Origin of the sequence: Actinoplanes sp. G11-F43 (genome assembly GCF_050589265.1) — a bacterium.
Lineage (GTDB): Bacteria > Actinomycetota > Actinomycetes > Mycobacteriales > Micromonosporaceae > Actinoplanes.
Genome location: NZ_JBNZCE010000024.1, coordinates 250,659 through 269,702, shown reverse-complemented (window position 1 = coordinate 269,702; position 19,044 = coordinate 250,659). Strand labels below are relative to the sequence as shown.

Annotated in this window: 18 protein-coding genes; 11 read left to right on the top strand and 7 right to left on the bottom strand. The window is 70.9% G+C overall.

Features of this window, described 5'->3' with window-relative positions:
• The first annotated feature begins 595 nt into the window (after nt 1–595).
• Entirely contained in the window at nt 596–799 is a 204-nt protein-coding gene (locus ACQ0O7_RS28265; protein WP_430786092.1) for a hypothetical protein, read from the top strand.
• A gap of 93 nt (nt 800–892) precedes the next feature.
• Here ACQ0O7_RS28265 and ACQ0O7_RS28260 read toward each other — a convergent pair whose 3' ends face one another.
• Nucleotides 893–2,923, bottom strand: coding sequence for a catalase (locus ACQ0O7_RS28260; RefSeq protein WP_430786090.1), 2,031 nt, complete (start codon nt 2,921–2,923; stop codon nt 893–895).
• 93 nt (nt 2,924–3,016) lie between these two features.
• Here ACQ0O7_RS28260 and ACQ0O7_RS28255 point away from each other — a divergent pair, with 93 nt between their 5' ends.
• Nucleotides 3,017–3,904 (top strand): P1 family peptidase, encoded by an 888-nt coding sequence (locus tag ACQ0O7_RS28255; RefSeq protein WP_430786088.1) that lies wholly within the window; start codon nt 3,017–3,019, stop codon nt 3,902–3,904.
• Here ACQ0O7_RS28255 and ACQ0O7_RS28250 read toward each other — a convergent pair.
• Together ACQ0O7_RS28250 and ACQ0O7_RS28245 are read right to left on the bottom strand one after the other, a co-directional pair.
• Nucleotides 3,859–5,154, bottom strand: a complete 1,296-nt coding sequence (locus tag ACQ0O7_RS28250) for an MATE family efflux transporter (protein WP_430786086.1) — start codon at nt 5,152–5,154, stop codon at nt 3,859–3,861. The two genes, ACQ0O7_RS28255 and ACQ0O7_RS28250, sit on opposite strands and share 46 nt — an antisense overlap.
• The gene (locus tag ACQ0O7_RS28245) at nt 5,151–5,969 is read right to left on the bottom strand and encodes a MerR family transcriptional regulator (protein WP_430786084.1); all 819 of its coding nucleotides are present in this window, start codon (nt 5,967–5,969) and stop codon (nt 5,151–5,153) included. The genes ACQ0O7_RS28250 and ACQ0O7_RS28245 overlap by 4 nt, the downstream gene beginning before the upstream one ends.
• A 59-nt stretch (nt 5,970–6,028) precedes the next feature.
• Between ACQ0O7_RS28245 and ACQ0O7_RS28240 the strand changes: the two genes are divergently transcribed.
• The gene (locus ACQ0O7_RS28240; protein WP_430786082.1) at nt 6,029–7,048 is read left to right on the top strand and encodes a TIGR03617 family F420-dependent LLM class oxidoreductase; all 1,020 of its coding nucleotides are present in this window, start codon (nt 6,029–6,031) and stop codon (nt 7,046–7,048) included.
• Here the strand turns inward: ACQ0O7_RS28240 and ACQ0O7_RS28235 are convergent.
• Entirely contained in the window at nt 6,997–7,371 is a 375-nt protein-coding gene (locus ACQ0O7_RS28235) for a DUF427 domain-containing protein (protein ID WP_430786080.1), read from the bottom strand. The two genes, ACQ0O7_RS28240 and ACQ0O7_RS28235, sit on opposite strands and share 52 nt — an antisense overlap.
• 16 nt (nt 7,372–7,387) lie before the next feature.
• Between ACQ0O7_RS28235 and ACQ0O7_RS28230 the strand changes: the two genes are divergently transcribed.
• Nucleotides 7,388–7,849: an aminoacyl-tRNA deacylase gene (locus ACQ0O7_RS28230; RefSeq protein WP_430786078.1), complete on the top strand. Its 462-nt coding sequence runs from the start codon at nt 7,388–7,390 to the stop codon at nt 7,847–7,849.
• Nucleotides 7,850–8,097: 248 nt separating this feature from the next.
• On the opposite strand, the gene ACQ0O7_RS28225 is transcribed toward ACQ0O7_RS28230, so the two are convergent.
• Complete coding sequence (locus ACQ0O7_RS28225) at nt 8,098–8,952, bottom strand: SDR family oxidoreductase (protein WP_430786076.1); 855 nt, start codon at nt 8,950–8,952, stop codon at nt 8,098–8,100.
• Between the two features lie 313 nt (nt 8,953–9,265).
• Here ACQ0O7_RS28225 and ACQ0O7_RS28220 point away from each other — a divergent pair, with 313 nt between their 5' ends.
• The 6 genes from ACQ0O7_RS28220 to ACQ0O7_RS28195 all read left to right on the top strand — a co-directional run bounded on the left by ACQ0O7_RS28220 (nt 9,266) and on the right by ACQ0O7_RS28195 (nt 15,617).
• Nucleotides 9,266–9,634 carry a winged helix-turn-helix transcriptional regulator gene (locus tag ACQ0O7_RS28220; RefSeq protein WP_430786074.1) on the top strand — a complete coding sequence of 123 codons (369 nt, stop codon included), beginning with the start codon at nt 9,266–9,268 and terminating at the stop codon, nt 9,632–9,634.
• A gap of 101 nt (nt 9,635–9,735) precedes the next feature.
• On the top strand, nt 9,736–10,086 hold the full coding sequence (locus ACQ0O7_RS28215) for a UBP-type zinc finger domain-containing protein (RefSeq protein ID WP_430786072.1): 351 nt from the start codon (nt 9,736–9,738) through the stop codon (nt 10,084–10,086).
• A gap of 122 nt (nt 10,087–10,208) precedes the next feature.
• Nucleotides 10,209–11,768 (top strand): methyl-accepting chemotaxis protein, encoded by a 1,560-nt coding sequence (locus ACQ0O7_RS28210; protein ID WP_430786070.1) that lies wholly within the window; start codon nt 10,209–10,211, stop codon nt 11,766–11,768.
• Nucleotides 11,769–11,924: 156 nt separating this feature from the next.
• A complete protein-coding gene (locus tag ACQ0O7_RS28205; protein WP_430786068.1) occupies nt 11,925–13,010 on the top strand; it encodes a diguanylate cyclase domain-containing protein in 1,086 nt (361 codons plus the stop codon).
• A 50-nt stretch (nt 13,011–13,060) separates the two neighbouring features.
• A complete protein-coding gene (locus tag ACQ0O7_RS28200) occupies nt 13,061–14,110 on the top strand; it encodes a diguanylate cyclase domain-containing protein (protein WP_430786066.1) in 1,050 nt (349 codons plus the stop codon).
• A 145-nt stretch (nt 14,111–14,255) separates the two neighbouring features.
• Nucleotides 14,256–15,617: a cellulase family glycosylhydrolase gene (locus ACQ0O7_RS28195; protein WP_430786064.1), complete on the top strand. Its 1,362-nt coding sequence runs from the start codon at nt 14,256–14,258 to the stop codon at nt 15,615–15,617.
• Between the two features lie 225 nt (nt 15,618–15,842).
• On the opposite strand, the gene ACQ0O7_RS28190 is transcribed toward ACQ0O7_RS28195, so the two are convergent.
• Nucleotides 15,843–16,913, bottom strand: a complete 1,071-nt coding sequence (locus tag ACQ0O7_RS28190; protein ID WP_430786062.1) for a CaiB/BaiF CoA transferase family protein — start codon at nt 16,911–16,913, stop codon at nt 15,843–15,845.
• Nucleotides 16,914–17,000: 87 nt separating this feature from the next.
• Nucleotides 17,001–18,164 (bottom strand): acyl-CoA dehydrogenase family protein, encoded by a 1,164-nt coding sequence (locus ACQ0O7_RS28185; RefSeq protein ID WP_430786060.1) that lies wholly within the window; start codon nt 18,162–18,164, stop codon nt 17,001–17,003.
• Nucleotides 18,165–18,304: 140 nt separating this feature from the next.
• Here ACQ0O7_RS28185 and ACQ0O7_RS28180 point away from each other — a divergent pair, with 140 nt between their 5' ends.
• Nucleotides 18,305–18,910: a TetR/AcrR family transcriptional regulator gene (locus ACQ0O7_RS28180; protein ID WP_430786058.1), complete on the top strand. Its 606-nt coding sequence runs from the start codon at nt 18,305–18,307 to the stop codon at nt 18,908–18,910.
• Nucleotides 18,911–19,044 lie beyond the last annotated feature (134 nt).

Here is a 19,044-nt window from a genome sequence, read left to right as displayed (position 1 = left end):
TCGGGTCGCCGTGATGCTGGAGGTGGCTTGCGGGTCGGTGGGTAGCGGTGATGCTGGCGGTGTCTTACGAGTCGGGGCGATCGCCTGCGGCCGTTGCTCAGGATGTCACGGATGGGGCCGACGGCTCGCGTGGTGACGGGGTGACCGCCGGGTGGGTTGCGGCTGCCGGGGCCGGTGTTGATGGTGGGACAGCCGGGCCTGGTCATATGCAGAGTGGCGGCCGGGCCGACAGGGCGCCGGCGTGGTTCCGGGACAACGGAGATACCGAGGTGGCCGCTGAGGGCTTTGGTGATGCCGCGGCCATCGGGCCGGATGGTGTCGATGTGGGCGCAGGTGCCCGGGGGCCGATGCGGTGATGGCGTGGCCGATGAGACGGATGGTGGCAGCGGGACTGCCGGGTCGCGGAGTGCGCCGTCGGGCCGATGAGGTGCGCTGATGGTCGCGGGGAACTCCGGCGTCCGGGGGCGCGGCGGGCTGGACGGCTGGAATTCGGCGATGGTCGGGGCGCGGATCGGGCGGAGTGGAGGTTGTTAGGATATGGCGTGATAGGGGAGGGTTGCGGCTTCCCACAGCACGTCGCACCCTGGAGCCCGCCATGTTCGACCGAGCCCCGTCACACCGCACCTATCTCCAGGTGGCGGTCATCGCCGCGGTCGTCTTCATCGGCGCCGCCCTGTTGGCCCTGAGTGTTTCTCCCGCCGGACTTCTCGGCATGACGGTGTTCGCGCTGTTGCCGGCCGCCTGGCTGACCGTCTTCTGCAGTCTCGCCGGCCTGGCCCTGGCTTCCATCCGTTACTGATCAGTCGCAGTCACCGGCTCGCTGCTGAACCGATGACCGCGCTGACGGCCCGGGCGGAGTCAGGACTCCGGCGGGGTCAGGAATCCGGCCGGGTCAGGAACCGGGTGACGACGCGGCCGGCTTCAGCAGCGGTACCCGGTCCCAGACCCGGTGGGCGCCCAGCGCCGCCGCGATCGTCTCGGCGTCCGGGTCGGGCAGGATGCCGGGGGCGGAGACCGGGATGCCCGCCCGGTCCAGGGCCTGCCCGCCGGTGCCGGTGAACCCGATCGGCTTGGCGTGCCGGTACGCCTCCCGCAGCAGCACCGCCACCTGCTGATCCTCGGTGTCGGTGGCGACGATCACCGCGTCGAACTCGACCGATCGCGCGGTCTGGAAGGTCCGTTCGACGCCCTCGCCGCCGGTGGGCGCGATGAGACGTACCACCACGCCCTGGGGTTTGAGGTTGTCCTGGAGGTCGGAGACATCGGTGGCGGTGGTTCCGATCACGCCGACGACCCGTCCGGCGATCGGCCAGACCCGGCCGTCGATCTGCGCCAGGGCCGGGGACGGGGTGACGGCGGCCGGCGGTTGCCCGTCGGGGACGGGAAGGCCGAGCCCGGCGGCGACCTTGGCGGTCAGCGCGCTGTCGACTTTCGCCAGGTTCGCCAGCATGCGTACGCGGATCGCCTGCTCATAGCACTTGCTCAGCTCGAACGTGAACGCCTCGGCGACGTGGTCCTGCTCGATCGGGCTGAGGCTCTGGTAGAACAGCGCCGCCTGTGTGTAGTGGTCGGCGAACGAGACGGGGTTGGCCCGCACCTTGTCGCCGGCGACGGGTTTCGGCTGGTGGACGTAGCCGTCGGGGGACGCCTCGGGACCGCCGAGACTGTTCGGCAGGTAGGGCGAGATGCCGCGGTGGACGACGCTCTGGTGCATGCCGTCGCGCAGGTTGTCGTTGACGGGCGCGTGCGGCCGGTTGATCGGCAGCTGGGTGAAGTTGGGCCCGCCGAGCCGGCTGAGCTGCGTGTCCAGGTACGAGAAGAGCCGTCCCTGCAACAGCGGATCGTTGGTGACCTCGATGCCGGGGACGAGATTGCCCATGTGGAAGGCGATCTGCTCGGTCTCGGCGTGGAAGTTGTCGGGGTTGCGGTGCAGCACGAGTTTGCCGACCGGCTGTACCGGCGCGAGTTCCTCGGGCACGATTTTGGTCGGGTCGAGCAGGTCGATGCCCTCGAAGGTCTCGTCCTCGGTGTCCGGCATCACCTGGATGCCCAGCTCGTACTCGTAGAAGTTTCCGGCGTCGATGGAGTCGGCCAGGTCGCGGCGGTGGAAGTCGGGGTCCATGCCGGCCGTGATCTGGGCTTCCTCCCAGGTCAGCGAGTGCACTCCGGCGACCGGCTTCCAGTGGAACTTGACCAGTGACGTCTGGCCGTCGGCGTTGACCAGCCGGAAGGTGTGGACGCCGAATCCCTCCATGGTCCGGTACGAGCGGGGGATGCCCCGGTCGGACATCGCCCAGAACACGTGGTGGGTGGCCTCGGTGTGCAGGGACACGAAGTCCCAGAACGTGTCGTGCGCGGTCTGCGCCTGCGGGATCTCCCGGTCCGGGTGCCATTTGGCGGCGTGGATCAGGTCGGGGAACTTGATGGCGTCCTGGATGAAGAAGACCGGCATGTTGTTGCCGACGAGGTCGAAGTTGCCGTCCGCGGTGTAGAACTTGACCGCGAATCCGCGCACGTCGCGAACGGTGTCGGCGGAGCCGCGTGAGCCGAGCACGGTGGAGAACCGGGCGAAGACGTCGGTCTCCCGGCCCTTGTCGGCGAGGAAGCCGGCGCTGGTGACGGACCCGGCGGTCCCGTACGCGGTGAACGTGCCGTAGGCCCCGGAGCCGCGCGCGTGGACCACCCGTTCCGGGATGCGCTCGTGGTCGAAGTGGGTGATCTTCTCGCGCAGGTGGAAGTCCTCGAGGAGCGCGGGACCCCGCGGCCCGGCTTTGAGGGAATGGTCGGTATCGGTCAGCCGGACGCCCTGGGCGGTGGTGAGGTGTGGGCCGTTCTGGAGGCCCCGGGCTTCTGCCAGGGAGTCCGCGACGGGGCTGGTCTCGGCGGGTTCTTTCGCCGCCGGGCCGGGAACGGTGGGTTCCATGTCATTAATCCGTTCTGTGTCGGTTCGGGGCACGCGTCGACTGGATACCCCGGCAGGCGCGGGCAAACGTGGATCGCGGGTACGTTTGCCGGCATGACCACCCCGCAGCTGCTTTCGGCCTTCGCGGGCCACTGGACCGGCGACGGCACCGGCGTCACGGTGATCCTGCCGCCGCCCGGCACGGTGGCCTCCGGTGAGGTGCGCGGCGGCGCCCCGGCCACCCGCGAGTTCGCCCTGCTCGAACCGGGCCGCCTGGTCGACCGGGTGGACGCGGTGGTCCTCTCCGGCGGGTCCGCGTTCGGGCTGGCGGCCGGCGACGGCGTCCTGCGGATGCTTAGTGAGCAGGGCAGAGGCTTTCCGACACCGCTCGGTCCGGTGCCGATCGTGGTCGGCATGTCGATCTTCGACGGGTCGGTCGCGACGCGGCCACCGGGTGCCGACGAGGGACGCGCGGCGGCGTCGGCGGCACTCACCGGACAACCCTTCCGTCTGGGTACGGTCGGAGCCGGCACCGGAGCCCGCACCGGCGGATGGCGCCCCGAGTCGTCGCCGGGTGGGCTGGGACACGCGTCGGGACGGGCCGGTCCCGCCCGGGTGGAGGCGGTCGCCGTGGTCAACGCGTGGGGTGACGTGATCGGCGACGACGGGCGGCCGGTCTTCGGCGGCGACCCGGTGATCGATCCGGCGCTACGGCTCGGCATGGTGAACACCACGATCGCGGTGGTCCTGACCGACGCCCGGCTGAGCAAGGCGGACTGTCATCTGCTGGCCCAGAGCGGTCACACCGGGTTCGCGCGGGCGCTGCATCCGGCGCACACCCGCTACGACGGCGACGCGGTGGTGGCGCTGGCCACCGGCGAGGTGGACGGCGCCGACCTGGACCTGCTGCGGGCGGCCACCACCGAGGTGATGGCCGCCGCGATCCGGTCAGCGGTTCAGGCGGAGCGGGGCCCGGCGGCCGGCGAGCGGGACAGCAGGTAACGGGCGCTCAGCCAGCAGGTCAGGAAGCCGGCGGCGTTGCCGGCCGCGAGGAGCTTGGTCATGGTCAGCGCGGTCACCGGGGCCGGCAGCAGGACCGCGATCACCAGCAGGACCGCGAAGTAGACCACGTTGAGCAGCAGCGCGATCCGGGCGTGCCCGATCTGTTCCAGGTAGGTCAGCACGGCCAGGGTGCCGCCGAAGACCAGGAACGTCGGGCCCATCCACTGGAAGTACTCGGCGGTGACCCGCGCGACCTCCGGGTCGGTGGTCAGCAGACGGCTCACCGGGTCACGGGCGGCCCAGGTCAGGAGCCCGATCACGGCGTACGCGGGAAGGGTCATCCGGACGGCCGCGCTGAGCCCGGCCGCCTCGATCGGCCGTCGCACCTCGCCGGGTCTGAGATTGACGGCGACCGCCGTGCCGGAGCCGACGGCCAGCGCCACCACCATGACGAACGTGATCGCGCCCTGGCCCAGGTTGAATCCGGCCACGTCGGCGGCGGTGGCGTCGCGCAGCACCCACAGATAGCCGAAGTTGACCGTGGAGAGCAGCAGGAACGTGACGGCGACCGGCGCGCCGAGGGTCCACATGCCGGCCGCCGCGTCCCGCCGCAGCCACGGGCGCCCGGCGGCGTGACCGCGCAGCGGCACCAGGACGGCGACGCCGGCGATCACCCCGGCGACGGCGGTCGCGGCGGGCACGGCGAGCACACCGAGGGGCGCCAGCGACACCGTCAACACCATGGACAGTACGGTGAAACCGACGGTCGACATCGACGACGTGCCGGTCCGGCCGATGCCCCGGAGCAGGGCCGCGCCCGCGTACGGCAGCAGGCTCACCACCGTGGCCAGGCACACCGTCACCACGAACGTGACCACGTCGGGGCGCAGTTCCGGCCGTACCTCCAGCGCGTTCAGGATCGGGCCGGACCCGGCGGTGAACAGCGCGGCGATCAGCACCAGGACCCCGCCGCCCACCGCGAGGAAGGTCGGCAGCGGCCGGAGCACGTCGCGCCGCCCGGACCGGGTGGCGATGCCGGCCGACACCTGGGCGGCCACCACCACACCCTCGACGACGGCCAGGATCAGGAAACCGAACGGGGTGAAGATCGCCCGCACGTAGAGCGCGTCCTCACCCAGCCGGCCCAGGAACGCCAGCGTGAACAGGTGCAGGATCAGGCCGGCCGACAACCCCACCAGGATCGATCCGGAGAGGCGGAGGGCCGGCCGGATCAGCGTCGCCGATGTCACCGGAGCTTCGTCACCGGCACCTGGAGCTCGGTCACCCAGTCGTCGCGGTTCTCCGGGCACTCCAGGTTGATCTCCCGGGCGTACCCGTCGGCGCGGTATCCGTTCACGTCGATCCATTGGGCCAGTATCTGCGCCGTCGGCATGATCGCGTCCATCGACCCGCGATGCACGATGGTGGCCGCCTGCGGGATTGGGGCGAGATCGTAGACCGCGACATCGGTCATCACCGGAGCGCCGGCGACCTCGATCGCGGCATGCACGGTGACAGCGCCGTCCGTGGCGTCCTCGTACCAGGCCACCCCCGGTCCGGTGGGCTGCACGCCGGCTGCTTCCAGCCGCTCGAACAGCTGGGCGTAGAGCGGGTTGATCACCGGCCCGATGTCCTCCGGCTGGTAGCTGGCGGCGACCGCGGTCAGTTCGGCGACCCGGACCGGCGGGACGGCCTTCAGTACGACGTCGTCACTGGGCATGTGACCCTCACTCTCGATGGCTCGGAGTCGCGCCTCCACCCGGGTCAGCCGGGCGGCCGACGCGGTCATCACCGCCTCCAGTTCGGCCCGGCGCAGCCGGAGCATGCCCCGCAGCTCCTCGGTGCCCAGGCCGCCGTCGATGATGTCGCCGACCTGCTGCAGAGTGAAGCCGAGATCCTTCAGGGCGATGATCCGATTCAGCCGGGCCAGCTGCCCGGCGGTGTAGTGCCGGTAGCCGGTGGCCGGGTCGACGTGGGCGGGCCGCAGCAGCCCGGTCGCGTCGTAGTGCCGCAACATCCGGACCGACACGCGGCCGTGGCGGGCGAAGTCTCCGATGGTGAACATGATGGCTCCACTCCATCCCCTGACACGGTGTGAGAGTCAAGATCTGGTATTCGTGGGGGATGTTGGTTGACTATGCCGCGCCGGTCGCGGCCACACCGGCCGAGGCGGAAGCGGCGGCGGTGTCGGCGGAGCTGGTCGGGTACGACGGCTTCAACGTGGCCGAGACCAGGCACGACGCGTTCACCACACTGGCCCTGGTGGCCCGCGCGACCCTGCAGATCTCGCTGCAGTCGGCGATCGCGGTGGCGTTCGCCCGCAATCCGATGAACGTCGCGGTGCTCGCCAACGACCTCCAGCTGATCTCCGAGGGCCGGTTCCGGCTGGGCCTCGGCTCCCAGGTCAAGCCACACATCGAGCGGCGGTTCTCGATGCCGTGGAGCCGGCCGGCGGCGCGGATGGAGGAGTTCGTGACCGCGCTGCGGGCGATCTGGCAGTCCTGGGCTACCGGCGAGCGGCTGTTCTTCCGCGGGCACTTCTACCAGCACACGCTGATGACCGAGTTCTTCGACCCGGGACCGAATCCGTTCGGCAACCCGCGGGTGCAGCTGGCCGCCGTCGGGGACCGGATGGTGACCGCCGCGGGCCGGGTCGCCGACGGGCTGCTGGTCCATCCGCTGACCACCGAGACCTATCTGAAAGAGCGAATGATTCCCGCGGTACGGGCGGCGCGCGGCGGTGACCTGGACGGATTCCGGATCGAGATGAGTCCGATGGTGGTGCTCGGGGCCGACGCCGGCCAGCGGGCGCGGGCCGAGGCAGCGGTGCGCCGGCAGATCGCCTTCTACGCGTCGACTCCCGCCTACCGTCCGGTGCTCGACCTGCACGGATGGGGTGCGGTGGCGGATCAGCTGACGCAGCTGTCGCGGCGTAAATCGTGGGACGAGATGGCTCGCGCCGTCACCGACGACATGCTTGACGCGTTCGCGGTGAGCGGAGACCCGGCGACCGTGGCCGCCGGGTTGGTCGATCGATTCGGGTCCGCGATTGATCGGCTGTCGCTCTATCCGCCCTACGAGGCCGACCGGTATCAGCTCGCCGCGGTGCGGTCGGCGATCACCACCTCGGCCTTGTCCGGGTAGAAGGCGACGAAACCCTTGATCTCCTTGACTGCCTCGTACGGGTCCGCATAGCCCCACACGGCATCGGCCGCGTCCGGAAGTGACCAGTAGCTGGCGTCACCCTTATACGGGCAGTAGGTCTGCTTGTCGCTCCGGGTCAGCGCCGCCGGATCGATGTCGGCGAGCGGAATGTACTGCACCGGGGGATAGGTCGACTCCTGGAGCGTGAGCGCGCCGTCGGTCTCGGCGATCAGCTTGCCGCCGACGGTGACGCTCACCCTTTTGCCGGTCGGGGTGATCGTGATCGGATGATCGGGGCCTGGTTGCAGACGAGGCTTGGCCATACTGAGGAGACTACCCATGTCCAGCGCCATCGAGGCCGTGACCGCCGCCGGGATCCCGCACGATGTGATCCGGCACGGGCCGGTCGGCAACGCGGCCGAGGCCGCCGCCGTCCGCGGGGTGGACGTCCGCGACCTGGTGAAGACGCTGGTCGTGCGCCGGGCCGACGACGACTACCTGTTCGTGCTGGTCCCCGGGGACCGGGCGATCTCCTGGCCCAAGCTGCGCACCCTGCTCGGGGTGAACCGGCTGTCGATGCCCGACGCGGCGACCGCCAGGGACGCCACCGGGTACGAGCGGGGCACCATCACACCGTTCGGCTCCCGGCGGCCGTGGCCGGTGATCGCCGACGAGACGCTGCGGGGCCGGACGGTGGCCCTCGGCGCGGGCGAACACGGCGTGGCGCTGCGGGTCGGCGCGGACGCCGCCGTGCGAACCCTGGGCGGCACCTTCGCCGACGTGACCGACCTCGCCGGCTGACCTCCCCACGCGGCCGGTCCGCGCCGGCGCGGCGGGTGGTCGGGTCAGACCGCGTGGCCGGCGCGGCGGGTGGTCGGGGTCAGTTCGTGTGGTCGGCGCGGCGGTTGGTCGAGGTCAGTTCGTGTGGTCGGCGCGGCGGGTGGTCGAGGCCAGCCCGCGTGGCCGGCGCGGCGGGTGGTCGAGGTCAGACCGCGTGGCCATTTGCGGCTCGAATCGAGCCGCAAATGGCCACGCGAACTGAGGCCTCGTCAGGCCTTGAGGGCGGCGGCGACCGCGTCGGCGAGGGACGTGGTCGGGCGGCCGATCAGACGGGACAGGGTGCCGGTGCTGTCGTCCAGGTGCCCGTCCTGGATCTTGCCGTCGGTGTCCGCGAGGAGACCCGCGAAGCCCTCCGGGAGGCCGGCGCCGACCAGCGCGGCCGCGTAGTCCGGGACCGGCAGGTCCTGATAGGCGACCGGCTTGCCGGACTGCTTCGCCAGCTCGGCGGCCAGTTCGGACAGGGTGAACGGCTGGTCGCCGGCCAGCTCGAAGATCCCGGACTCGCCACTGATCAGCACGGCCGCGGCCGCCTCGGCGAAGTCGGCCCGGGTGGCGGCGGCGATCCGGCCGTCACCGGCCGCGCCGTACAGCGTGCCCTGCTCGATCGCCGGGCCGAACGAGCCGGCGTAGTTCTCCACGTACCACCCGTTGCGCAGCAGCGCGAACGGGATGCCGGACGCGGCCAGCAGCTGCTCGGTGGCCAGGTGCTCGGGCGCCAGGCCGAGCGGGCTGGTGTCGGCGCGCAGAATGCTGGTGTAGGCGATGAAGCCCACCCCGGCGGCCTTGGCGGCCTCGATCACCGCGGTGTGCTGGGGCACCCGCTGGCCGACCGCGTTGCCGGAGATCAGCAGCAGCCGGTCGACCCCCTCGAACGCGGTGACCAGCGACTCCGGGCGGTCGTAGTCGGCCTCACGCACCTGGACGCCCTGGGCGAGCAGGCCGGCGGCCTTGGCGGTGTCGCGGACCGTGGCGACGATCTCGGCCGGGTCGGTGCCGCGGGCGATCAGCGCGTCGACGACGAGGCGGCCCAGGTGGCCGGTGGCTCCGGTGACGGCGATGGTCATGGTGACTCCCTCTGGTTGTGCCGCTCGGTGAGTGGTTCCCGCACGGTCTTCCGGTCTCCGCGCGGGCCGTGGCTCCCACGCGGTTGTAGCTCCGCGTGGTTGTGGCTCCGCGCGGTTGTCGCTTTCCGTGCGGTCGCCGGTTCCCGTGCGGTCGTTGCTTCGGTGCGGTCATCGGGCCCACGCGGTCGTTGTCCTCCGCCCGGTCACCGGCTTCCGCAAGGTCTTTCGTTCCCGCCCGGTGGCGGTGACCAGAACAATGGCACTAACTTTTCGAAAGTGCAAACCTTTCGAAGGCGCTGGTATTGTCGGCAGCGTGGACGACGACCTGATCCCCAGCGTGTTCGCACGTGACTGTGCCTCCCGTCACGTGCTGGCCAACGTGACCGGTCGCTGGGGCGGGCTCGCGCTGGCGGCGCTGCACGAGGGGCCGCACCGATTCAACGCCCTGCGCCGGCGGGTCGACGGGGTGAGCGAGAAGATGCTGGCCCAGACGTTGCAGGCGCTCGAACGGGACGGTCTGGTCCGCCGTGAGGTGCAGGCCACCATTCCGCCCCGTGTGGAGTACAGCTTGACCGACTTCGGTCAGCGGGTCGCGGCCAAGTTCGTGGAGCTGATCGAGCTGGTCGAGGCGGGGGTGCCGGCGGCCCGCGCGGCCCAGGAGGCATACGACCGGGCGCATTGAGGTGTGCGACCGAGCGCGTTGAGGCCCACGGCCGGGCGCATTCAGGTGGGCGACTGAGCGCGTTGAGGCCCACGGCCGGGCGCATTGATAGATTTTTCGCCGTGACCTCTGACGCCTCGATCCGGACCGACGTCCCGCCCTCCGGCACCGGCTGTGCCGAGTGCCTCGACGCCGGCGGCTGGTGGTTCCATCTGCGCCGCTGTGCCGAGTGTGGCCACGTGGGCTGTTGTGACAGCTCGCCGTCCCAGCACGCCACCGCGCACTGGAAGTCGACCGGGCATCCGGTGATCCAGTCGTTCGAGCCGGGGGAGGAGTGGTTCTGGGATTTCCGCCACGAGACCGCCGCCTCGGGGCCGGAGCTGGCGCCGCCGACCAGCCGACCTGACGAGCAGCCCGCCCCGGGCCCGGCCGGTGCGGTACCGTCCGACTGGACGCGTCGTCTTAATCGCTGAAATGTCCGACATGCGCCTCTGAAAACGGCTTCCTCAGGTGAGGGCCGTCACGTCCGATGTGCCGTACGTCGGATGAATGGATCTTTTTCGGGTTTTCGAAAAGGGTTCACTGAGGAGGGCGGATGCGCGCATTACAGAACATCGGCACAGCCAAACGGCTGGGGGCGATCGTCGCGACCGGCGCCGTCGCCCTCGGCGGAATGGCCGCCATCACGTTGACCAGCCAGTCCACGCTCTCCCGGCAGGCCGAGGAGATGCGCAGCCTGGAGGCCTGCCTGGCCGCGCTCAACCATCTCAACAACCGGCAGAGTGAGCTGAAGGTCGACGCCTACCGCGCGGCCCTCGGCCAGGACGTCGGCCAGGACGTCATCGACGACGTGCAGTCCTCCGTCGAAGCCGCCGAGGCCGTCGAGTCGTGCGGGCTGCCCAGCGCCCTGCTCACCGAGTTCCAGGGGTACCGCGCCGACTTCGACGCGTTCAACACGTTCATCACCAAGTTCGTCAACGACGGCGTCGCCGATCCCCGGTCGGTGCTCGGTGAGATCGACCAGATCCCCGAGCAGAACGACAAGACCGACGGTGAGCTCGACGCCGTCACCGAGAAGGTCCTGGCCGCCATCGAGGTGCAGAAGGCGGAGATGGCCACGGCGGTCTCCGGGACACGTACGATCGCGATCGTCGTGGCCGGTCTCGGCCTGGTCCTGCTGATCGGCATGGCGATCCCGCTGGTCCGGTCGATCCTCGGCCCGATCCGCAAACTCGGCGCCGTGATCGACGCCCTCGACAAGGGCGACCTCACCGTCCGCAGCGGCATCACCAGCCAGGACGAACTCGGCGCGATGGCCACCGGCCTGGACCGTACGCTCGACAAGCTCCGCGACTCGATGCAGACCATCGCCCACGACGCCGACAGCCTCGCCGCCGCCTCCACCCAGCTGGCCGCGGTCTCCGGCGAGATCGCCTCCGCGGTCGACAACACCGACCGGCAGAGCAGCTCCGCCTCCATCGAAGCCGACGAGATCTCCCGCAACGTGCAGACCGTCGCGGCCGGCTCCGAGGAGATGGGCCTGTCCATCCGGGAGATCTCCCGCAACGCCGCCGACGCCGCCCAGGTCGCCTCGATCGCCGTCGCCGAAGCCGCCAGCGCCACCGAGAGCATCCGCAAACTCGGCGAGTCGTCCGCCGAGATCGGCAACGTGATCAAGCTGATCACCTCGATCGCCGAGCAGACCAACCTGCTCGCCCTCAACGCCACCATCGAGGCCGCCCGCGCCGGAGACGCCGGCAAGGGGTTCGCGGTGGTCGCCTCCGAGGTCAAGGACCTCGCCCAGGAGACCGCCCGCGCCACCGAGGACATCGGCACCCGGGTCAACGCCATCCAGCAGGACACCGGTGGGGCGGTCGACGTGATCAACCGGATCTCCGAGGTGATCGCTCAGATCAACGACTTCCAGACCACCATCGCCTCGGCCGTCGAGGAGCAGACCGCGACCACCGGCGAGATGAGCCGCAGCATCGCCGAGGTGGCGGCCGGTTCGCAGCGCATCGCCGCCAACATCAGCGACGTGTCGGCGGCCAGCGCGGCCACGGTCGGCGGGGTCAACCAGACCCGGGAGGCCAGTACGGAGGTGTCGCGCACCGCCGAGGAGTTGCGGACCCTGGTGGGCGGCTTCAAATTCTGAGACCCACCCGCTTGCGGTACGCCCGTCAGCCTCGCTGAACTCCACCGCCCGCTGGGGCCGGACGCCGTCACGGTGTCCGGCCCCAGCGGCGTGTCCAGCCCTCGCCGGGCCGGGTGATTCACTCAGAGCGCCGGGTGGGGTGCCGATGGAGGGCTCATGCTCAGCCTGACCCGCCGGTTCACGGCGCCCGCCGACGGTGGTGGCGGGCCGTGTCCGGTTGCCGTCGACGACGGTGGGCTGCTCCGGCGGCGGCGGACGATCGAGACCGTCGCCCTGGTGTCGCGCAGTGTCGGGCTGGTGTCGACCGGCCTGGCCGCGGCCGGCATCGGTGCGACGGCGGTGGTGGCCACCGGGCCCGGGATGCGCCTGGTGTGCCTGCTGGGCGTGCTCGTGATGGCCGCGGCGAACGTGCTGTCCCTCCTCGGGCGGCGCCGGCCCGGCGCGTCCTGGTACAAGCGCCTGAGCGCGGTCCAGGTCACCCTCGACACGGCGACCATCCTGGCGATCGTGGTGCTGTCCACCCGGCAGGCGCAGGACCAGGTCACCTGGCCGTTGCTGTCCCTGGCGATCGCGGTGGCCGCCCTGCGGCATCAGCTGCGCGGCGCCCTGCTGGTCTTCGCCGCCACCACGCTGGGATTCCTGCTGGGCGTGCCGGCTCCACCGGACCCGGCCTTCGTGATCGGTCTCGGATTCCTGATCGCGGTGATCACCGGGACCCAGTCGTCGTCGCTGGACCGGCATCTCGCCGAGCTGAACGAGACCCGGCGGGCCCTGCAGCACCAGGCGACGCATGACCCGATGACGGGGTTGCCGAACCGGACACAGCTGACGGCGTACGCGGACGAGCGCACCGGCCGGCCACTCGGCGTGCTGTTGCTCGACCTGAACGGATTCAAGCAGGTGAACGACACGTACGGGCATGCCGCCGGTGATGTCCTGCTGCACGTGGTGGGCGAGCGGCTGACCGGGGCGCTGGGTGACGCGGGCCTGGCCGGGCGGCTCGGTGGTGACGAGTTCCTGGTGCTGCTGCCGGACGCGGACACCGCCGCGGTGGCCCGGGCGGTGACCCGGATCCGGGACGCGGTCCGGCAGCCGGTCGACATCGGTGACGGCCGTGTCGTGCGGGTCGGGATGAGCGCCGGGGTGGCGCTGCGCCCGGCCGGTGGCACCGCCGACCTGGACGCCCTGACCGCGGAGGCCGACGCCGCCATGTACCGCGACAAGCGCGGCCGCGCGGCCTGATCCACCGTGGGCCTCCTCATGGGTGGGCGGAGAACGCCGATGAGTAGCGCGTGGGCACAGTGACCGGGGCGATGGGCGTGTCGCTTGTCGACGGCTCGCTGCGGTCACGGCGGCGGGCGGTGGAGGCCGCCGGCGCGGCGTCCCGCACGATCGGGCTGATCCTCACCGTCGTCTACATGAGCGGTGTGACCGATCTGGGGCCGGCCGATCTCACCGCCGGCATGACGACCGCCTGCCTGCTCGCCCTCGGCCTGATGGCCGGTGCGAACGTGCTCGCCCTGCTGGCCCGCCGCCGCCCCGACTCCCGGCACTACACGCTGCTCAGCGCGGTGCAGGTGCTGTTCGACACGGTCACCATCATCGCGTTCGTGGTGGTCTCCGAGCGGGACTATCCGCAGACCACCTGGCCGTTGCTCGGGCTGAGCATCTCGATCGCCGCGATCCGGCATCAGCTCGCCGGGGCGCTGGGCACCTTCGCGGCCACCTCGGCGGCGTTCCTGCTGCTGGTGCCGGACTCGCCGGACCTGGCGTTCGTGCTCGGCACCAACGCGATGACCACGATCATCGCCGGGGCGCAGTCGTCCGCGTTCGCCCGGCAGCTCACCACTCTGCAGCAGACCCGCCGCGCGCTGCAGCACCAGGCCACCCACGACCCGCTCACCGGGCTGCCGAACCGGGCCCGGCTGGCGGCTTTCGCGGACGACTGCACCGGCCGTCCACTGGTGGTGCTGTTGCTCGACCTGAACGGATTCAAGCAGGTGAACGACACGTACGGGCATGCCGCCGGTGATGTGCTCCTGCACGTGGTGGGCGAGCGGCTGACCGGGGCGCTGGGTGGTGTGGGGCTGGCCGGGCGGCTCGGTGGTGACGAGTTCCTGGTGCTGCTGCCGGACGCCGGCGCCGAGGCGATCGAACCGGTGGTGACCCGGATCCGGGACGCCGTCCGCCGCCCGATCGACGTCGGCGGCCGTCAGGTGACGGTCGGTGTCAGTGTCGGGTCGGCGCTGCGCCCGGCCGGTGGCGACGCCGGCCTGGACGCGCTGACGGCGGAGGCGGACGCGGCCATGTACCGCGACAAGCGTGACCGCCGGGTGGCCTGACCGAGGCCGGATGGCATCGATCCATTGCGATGAACTGCCCGGGCGGGTAGCTTCGTTCACACGTCGGTAACGACGGACAGGGGACTGCCCGGGGCGGGTGGAACGCGTCGACGCACGCTGTCCACCTCCCCCGAAGAGGCAGGTCATGAAGAGAAGACTGGCCACGATCGCCGCCGTCCTCATCACCCTCACCGCAGCCACGCTCACCGTCGTCAACCCCGCCTGGGCCGCCACCGGCCTGCGGATCAGCGGGCGCAACATCGTCGAGGCCAACGGCTCGACGTTCGTGATGCGCGGCATCAACCACATGCACACCTGGTACGCCGGGCAGACCCAGTCGTTCGCCGACATCAAGGCGGCCGGGGCGAACACCGTCCGGGTGGTGCTGAGCGGTGGCCGCTGGACCGCCAACACCGCCGCCGACGTCAGCAACGTGATCGCCCTGTGCAAGGCCAGCAGGCTGATCTGCGTGCTGGAGAACCACGACACCACCGGGTACGGCGAGGACGGCGCCGCCTACTCCCTGGACCAGGCGGCCGACTACTGGATCGGGCTCAAGAGCGTCCTGACCGGCCAGGAGAACTACGTCGTCATCAACATCGGCAACGAGCCGATCGGCAACACGAACGCCGGCCAGTGGACCGCGGCCACGGTGGCGGCGATCCAGAAGATGCGTACCAACGGGTTCGAGCACCTGTTGATGATCGACGCGCCGAACTGGGGCCAGGACTGGCAGTACACGATGCGGGACAACGCGCAGACGGTGCTGGACGCGGACGTGCGGGACAACACCGTCCTGTCGATCCACATGTACGCGGTGTTCAACACGGCACAGTCGATCCGCTCGTACCTGGACGTCTTCCAGAACAACAACTGGCCGCTGGTGATCGGCGAGTTCGGCTGGCAGTTCGCCTCCGGCGAGGTGGACGACACCACGCTGATGGCCGAGGCGCAGGCTCGGGGCATCGGCTACCTGGGCTGGTCGTGGGCCGGCAACACCGACCCGATCCTGGACATGACCGACGACTTCGACGCCGCGTCGCTCACCACCTGGGGTCAGCGCATCGTGAACGGCCCGAACGGGCTCAAGGCCACCAGCAGGGAGGCGACGATCTTCGGCGGGGTGCAGCCGTCGACGCCCGGATCGCCGTCGCCGTCGCAGTCCTCCGCCTCGCCGTCGCCGTCCACCTCACCGTCGCAGCCGGCCGGCGCGTGCACCGCGACGTACGCCGTGACCGGTCAGTGGCAGGGTGGTTTCCAGGGTGACGTCAAGGTGACCGCGGGCGGCGCGGCGATCCGGAACTGGACGGTGACCTGGACGTTCCCGAACGGCCAGACGGTCAACAACGCCTGGGGCGCCACGGTGACCGGCAGTGGCTCCACCGTGACGGCCCGCAACGCGGCGTGGAACGGGGCTCTCGCGGCCGGCGCCTCGACGAACTTCGGGTTCCTCGGCTCCTGGACCGGCGCCAACGGCATCCCCACGCCGACCTGCACCGCGAGCTGACCTTTCGCCGGTCCGGCGGTCCGGCCGGGCGGGGCCACCGTCCCGCCCGGCCGGAACCGTTGTTCTGGGAGCGCTCCCATGACAGGATGTGCCATGACACGCCCCCCGCCCCGGGACGTCATCCCCAGCCCTGTCCGTGTGCCGGCGACAGCACCGGCCGGATCACGCCGGCCCCGCCTCGCGTCGTGCGGGCGGGGCCTTCGGTGGGCGTACCACGATCGGGGGTCAGGACCAGGAGGCCAGAACCTCCGGAACGGTCGCGGATCGCAGCGGGGCCGGAACCGCCGCGGGGGTCCGGGTCAGGCGCGGCGCCGGAGCCGGCTGGGTCACGCCGTCCACCTCGACGAACGCGCCCCTCGCCCGGTTGTGCGGGTGCCCAGGAGCCTCGGCCGGGGACAGCACCGGGCTCACACACGCGTCCAGGCCCTCGAAGGTCGATGCCCACTCGTCGCGGGTGCGTGACCGGAAACGTTCGGCGAACCGGCGGCGCAGCTCCGGCCAGGCCGCGAAGTCGAACTGACCCGGCAGATCCGGGTCGTCGTCCAGGCCCAGACCCTTCACCAGGGCGGCGTAGAACTGCGGTTCCAGCGAACCGACCGCCAGGAAACCCCCGTCCGAGGCCTGGTAGGTGTCATAGAACGGGGCGCCGCCGTCCAGCAGATTGGCGCCCCGGCCGCCCGGCCACCTACCGGCCGCCAGGAAGCCGTGCAGGAACGTCATCAGCAGTGACGAGCCGTCGACCATCGCCGCGTCGACGACCTGACCGCGGCCGGAACGCTCCCGTTCCAGAAGCGCCGCCAGCACCCCCACCGCCAGCAGCATGCCGCCGCCGGCGAAATCACCGAGCAGGTTGATCGGGGCGTGCGGGCGCTCGCCGGGCCGGCCGATCGGCTCCAGGGCCCCGGCGATCGCGATGTAGTCGATGTCGTGCCCGGCGGCGTGCGCCAGGGGGCCGTCCTGACCCCAGCCGGTCATCCGGGCGTACACCAGCCGGGGGTTGATCTGCTCGCACTCCCGCGGGCCGAAACCGAGGCGCTCGGCGACGCCCGGGCGGTAGCCCTCGACCAGGACGTCCGCCTTCGCGATCAGCCCGAGCAGCGCTTCCCGGCCCTCGTCCGACTTGAGGTCGAGGGTGACGACGCGGCGCCCGCGCTGCAGGGGACCGGCCGGTCCGGTGCCGCCCGGCCGGTCGACGAGGACGACGTCGGCGCCCAGATCGGCGAGGATCATGCACCCGAACGGGGCCGGCGCGAGCCCGGCGAGCTCGACCACCCGCAGGCCCGCGAGGGCGGTCACCGGCGCGTCCTTGCGATCGTGGTGGACCTGCCACCGGATCCGGTGGCGGATCCGCCGAGATCGCCGATGGGTGACGCCGCGAGGCGGTCACAGCGCACGGGAGATCAGCTCCTTCATGATCTCGTTGGTGCCGCCGTAGATCTTCTGGACCCGGGCGTCGGCGTACATCTTCGAGATCGGGTACTCGGTGGTGTAGCCGTAACCGCCGAAGATCTGCAGGCAGCGGTCCACCACCTCGCACTGGCCCTCGGTCAGGTAGAGCTTCGCCATCGCGGCGGTGGCCACGTCCAGTTCACCGCGGGTGTGCCGCTGGATGCAGTCGTCCAGGAAGATCCGCGACACCCGGGTACGGGTCGCCACCTCGGACAGCACCATCCGGGTGTTCTGGTGGCCGATCAGCGGCTTGCCGAACGCGGTGCGCTCCTTGGCGTACCCGGTGGCCATCTCCACCGCCCGCTGCATCGCGGCGACCGCACCGACCCCGATGACCAGGCGCTCCCGGGGGAGCTGCTGCATCATCTGGATGAACCCGGCCCCCTCGGCGCCCAGCAGGTTGGCGGCCGGCACCCGGAACTCGTCGAAGAACAGCTCGGCCGTGTCGTTCGCATGCAGGCCGATCTTCTCGATCCGGCGGCCGCGGCGGAAGCCGGCCGGGTCGCCGGTCAGTTCGCAGACCAGCAGCGAGATGCCGTGCGCGCGTGCGGACGCGTCGGTCTTCACCGCCAGGACCAACAGGTCCGCCAGGATTCCGTTGGTGATGAACGTCTTCGAACCCGAGACCACGTAGTCGTCGCCGTCGCGGACCGCCTTCGTCCGGATCGACTGGACGTCGGAGCCGCCGTCCGGTTCGGTCATCCCGATCGCGCCGATCAACTCGCCGGCCACCAGGCCGGGCAGCCAGCGGCGCTTCTGCTCGTCGGTGCCGTAGTCGTTGAGGTAGCCGGTGACGATGCCGCTGTGCACGGCGATGCCGAGGCTGCCCTCGCCGGACAGCGTCTGTTCGTGCAGCAGGGTGGCCTCGTGGGTGAAGTCGCCGTCCCCGCCGCCGAACTCCTCCGGGATCGAGAGCCCGAGCAGGCCCAGCTCACCGGCCCGGCGGTAGTGCTCGCGATCGGGATGGCCCTGCTTCTCCAGGCGCTCGGCGTGTGGCACCACCTCCTTGCTGAAGAAGGCGCGGGCGAGCTCGGCCAGGTCGTCGTGTTCCGGCTTGCGCCACGGTTCGACGTAACCGTCCAGTCCAGGCGTCGGCATCGACACACCATCGAACACTGTTGGCGATGTGTCAATAAGGCCCGTATGAATTGCCGCCATCCATCTGTCCCGGCGATCGACACATTGATGAATCGGACATCTCACCGCAAGATGAATCGACGTGGCGTAGTGTCGGGCGGGTGAGTGTGGAGGCCGTGCGCCGGCGGCGGCTGGAACCGGACGCCCGGCGCGAACAGATCCTGTCGGTGGCCGTCCGGTTGTTCGGGGCGAAACCGTACGCCGAGGTGTCGACGACCGATGTGGCGCGTGACGCCGGAGTGGCGCGCGGGCTGGTGAACCACTACTTCGGGACGAAAAAGGATTTATACCTGGAAGTCGTGCGGGTCATGCTCACGGTGCCCGAAGTGGCCCTGGAGCAGCTTCCGGAGGGCGAACTCCCCGAACGGGTCGATGCGATCGTCAGCTGGTTCCTCGACGTCGTCTCCCGGCACAGCACGTCCTGGCTCGCGGCCATCGGGGCCGGTGGGATGGGTGGGGACGCTGAGGTCGACGAGGTGATCGCCGAGGCGGTGGACGTGGCCGCGGACGGGATCCTGCGGGCCGTCGGGGCGGGGGAGGACCCGCCGGAGGCGCTGCGGGGCATGTCCCGGGCCTACGTCGGGCTGGCGATCCACACCGCCCGGGAGTGGCTGCGGCGCGGCGCGCTGACCAGGGACCAGGTGCACGCACTGCTGACGGTCAGCCTACTGGCCATGGTGGAACGAGTGTTCCCGCACGCGTCGTGACGGACCGGACCGTCTGCCGGCCGGACGGTCCGGTTCCCTTCGAGTGGACGCGCCGGTCCGGTGAATGAACTGGCCTCCTAGGATGCCGGACGAGGTGTGAGCGGCGGCGCGGTCCCGCCGCCCGAGCGCATGGC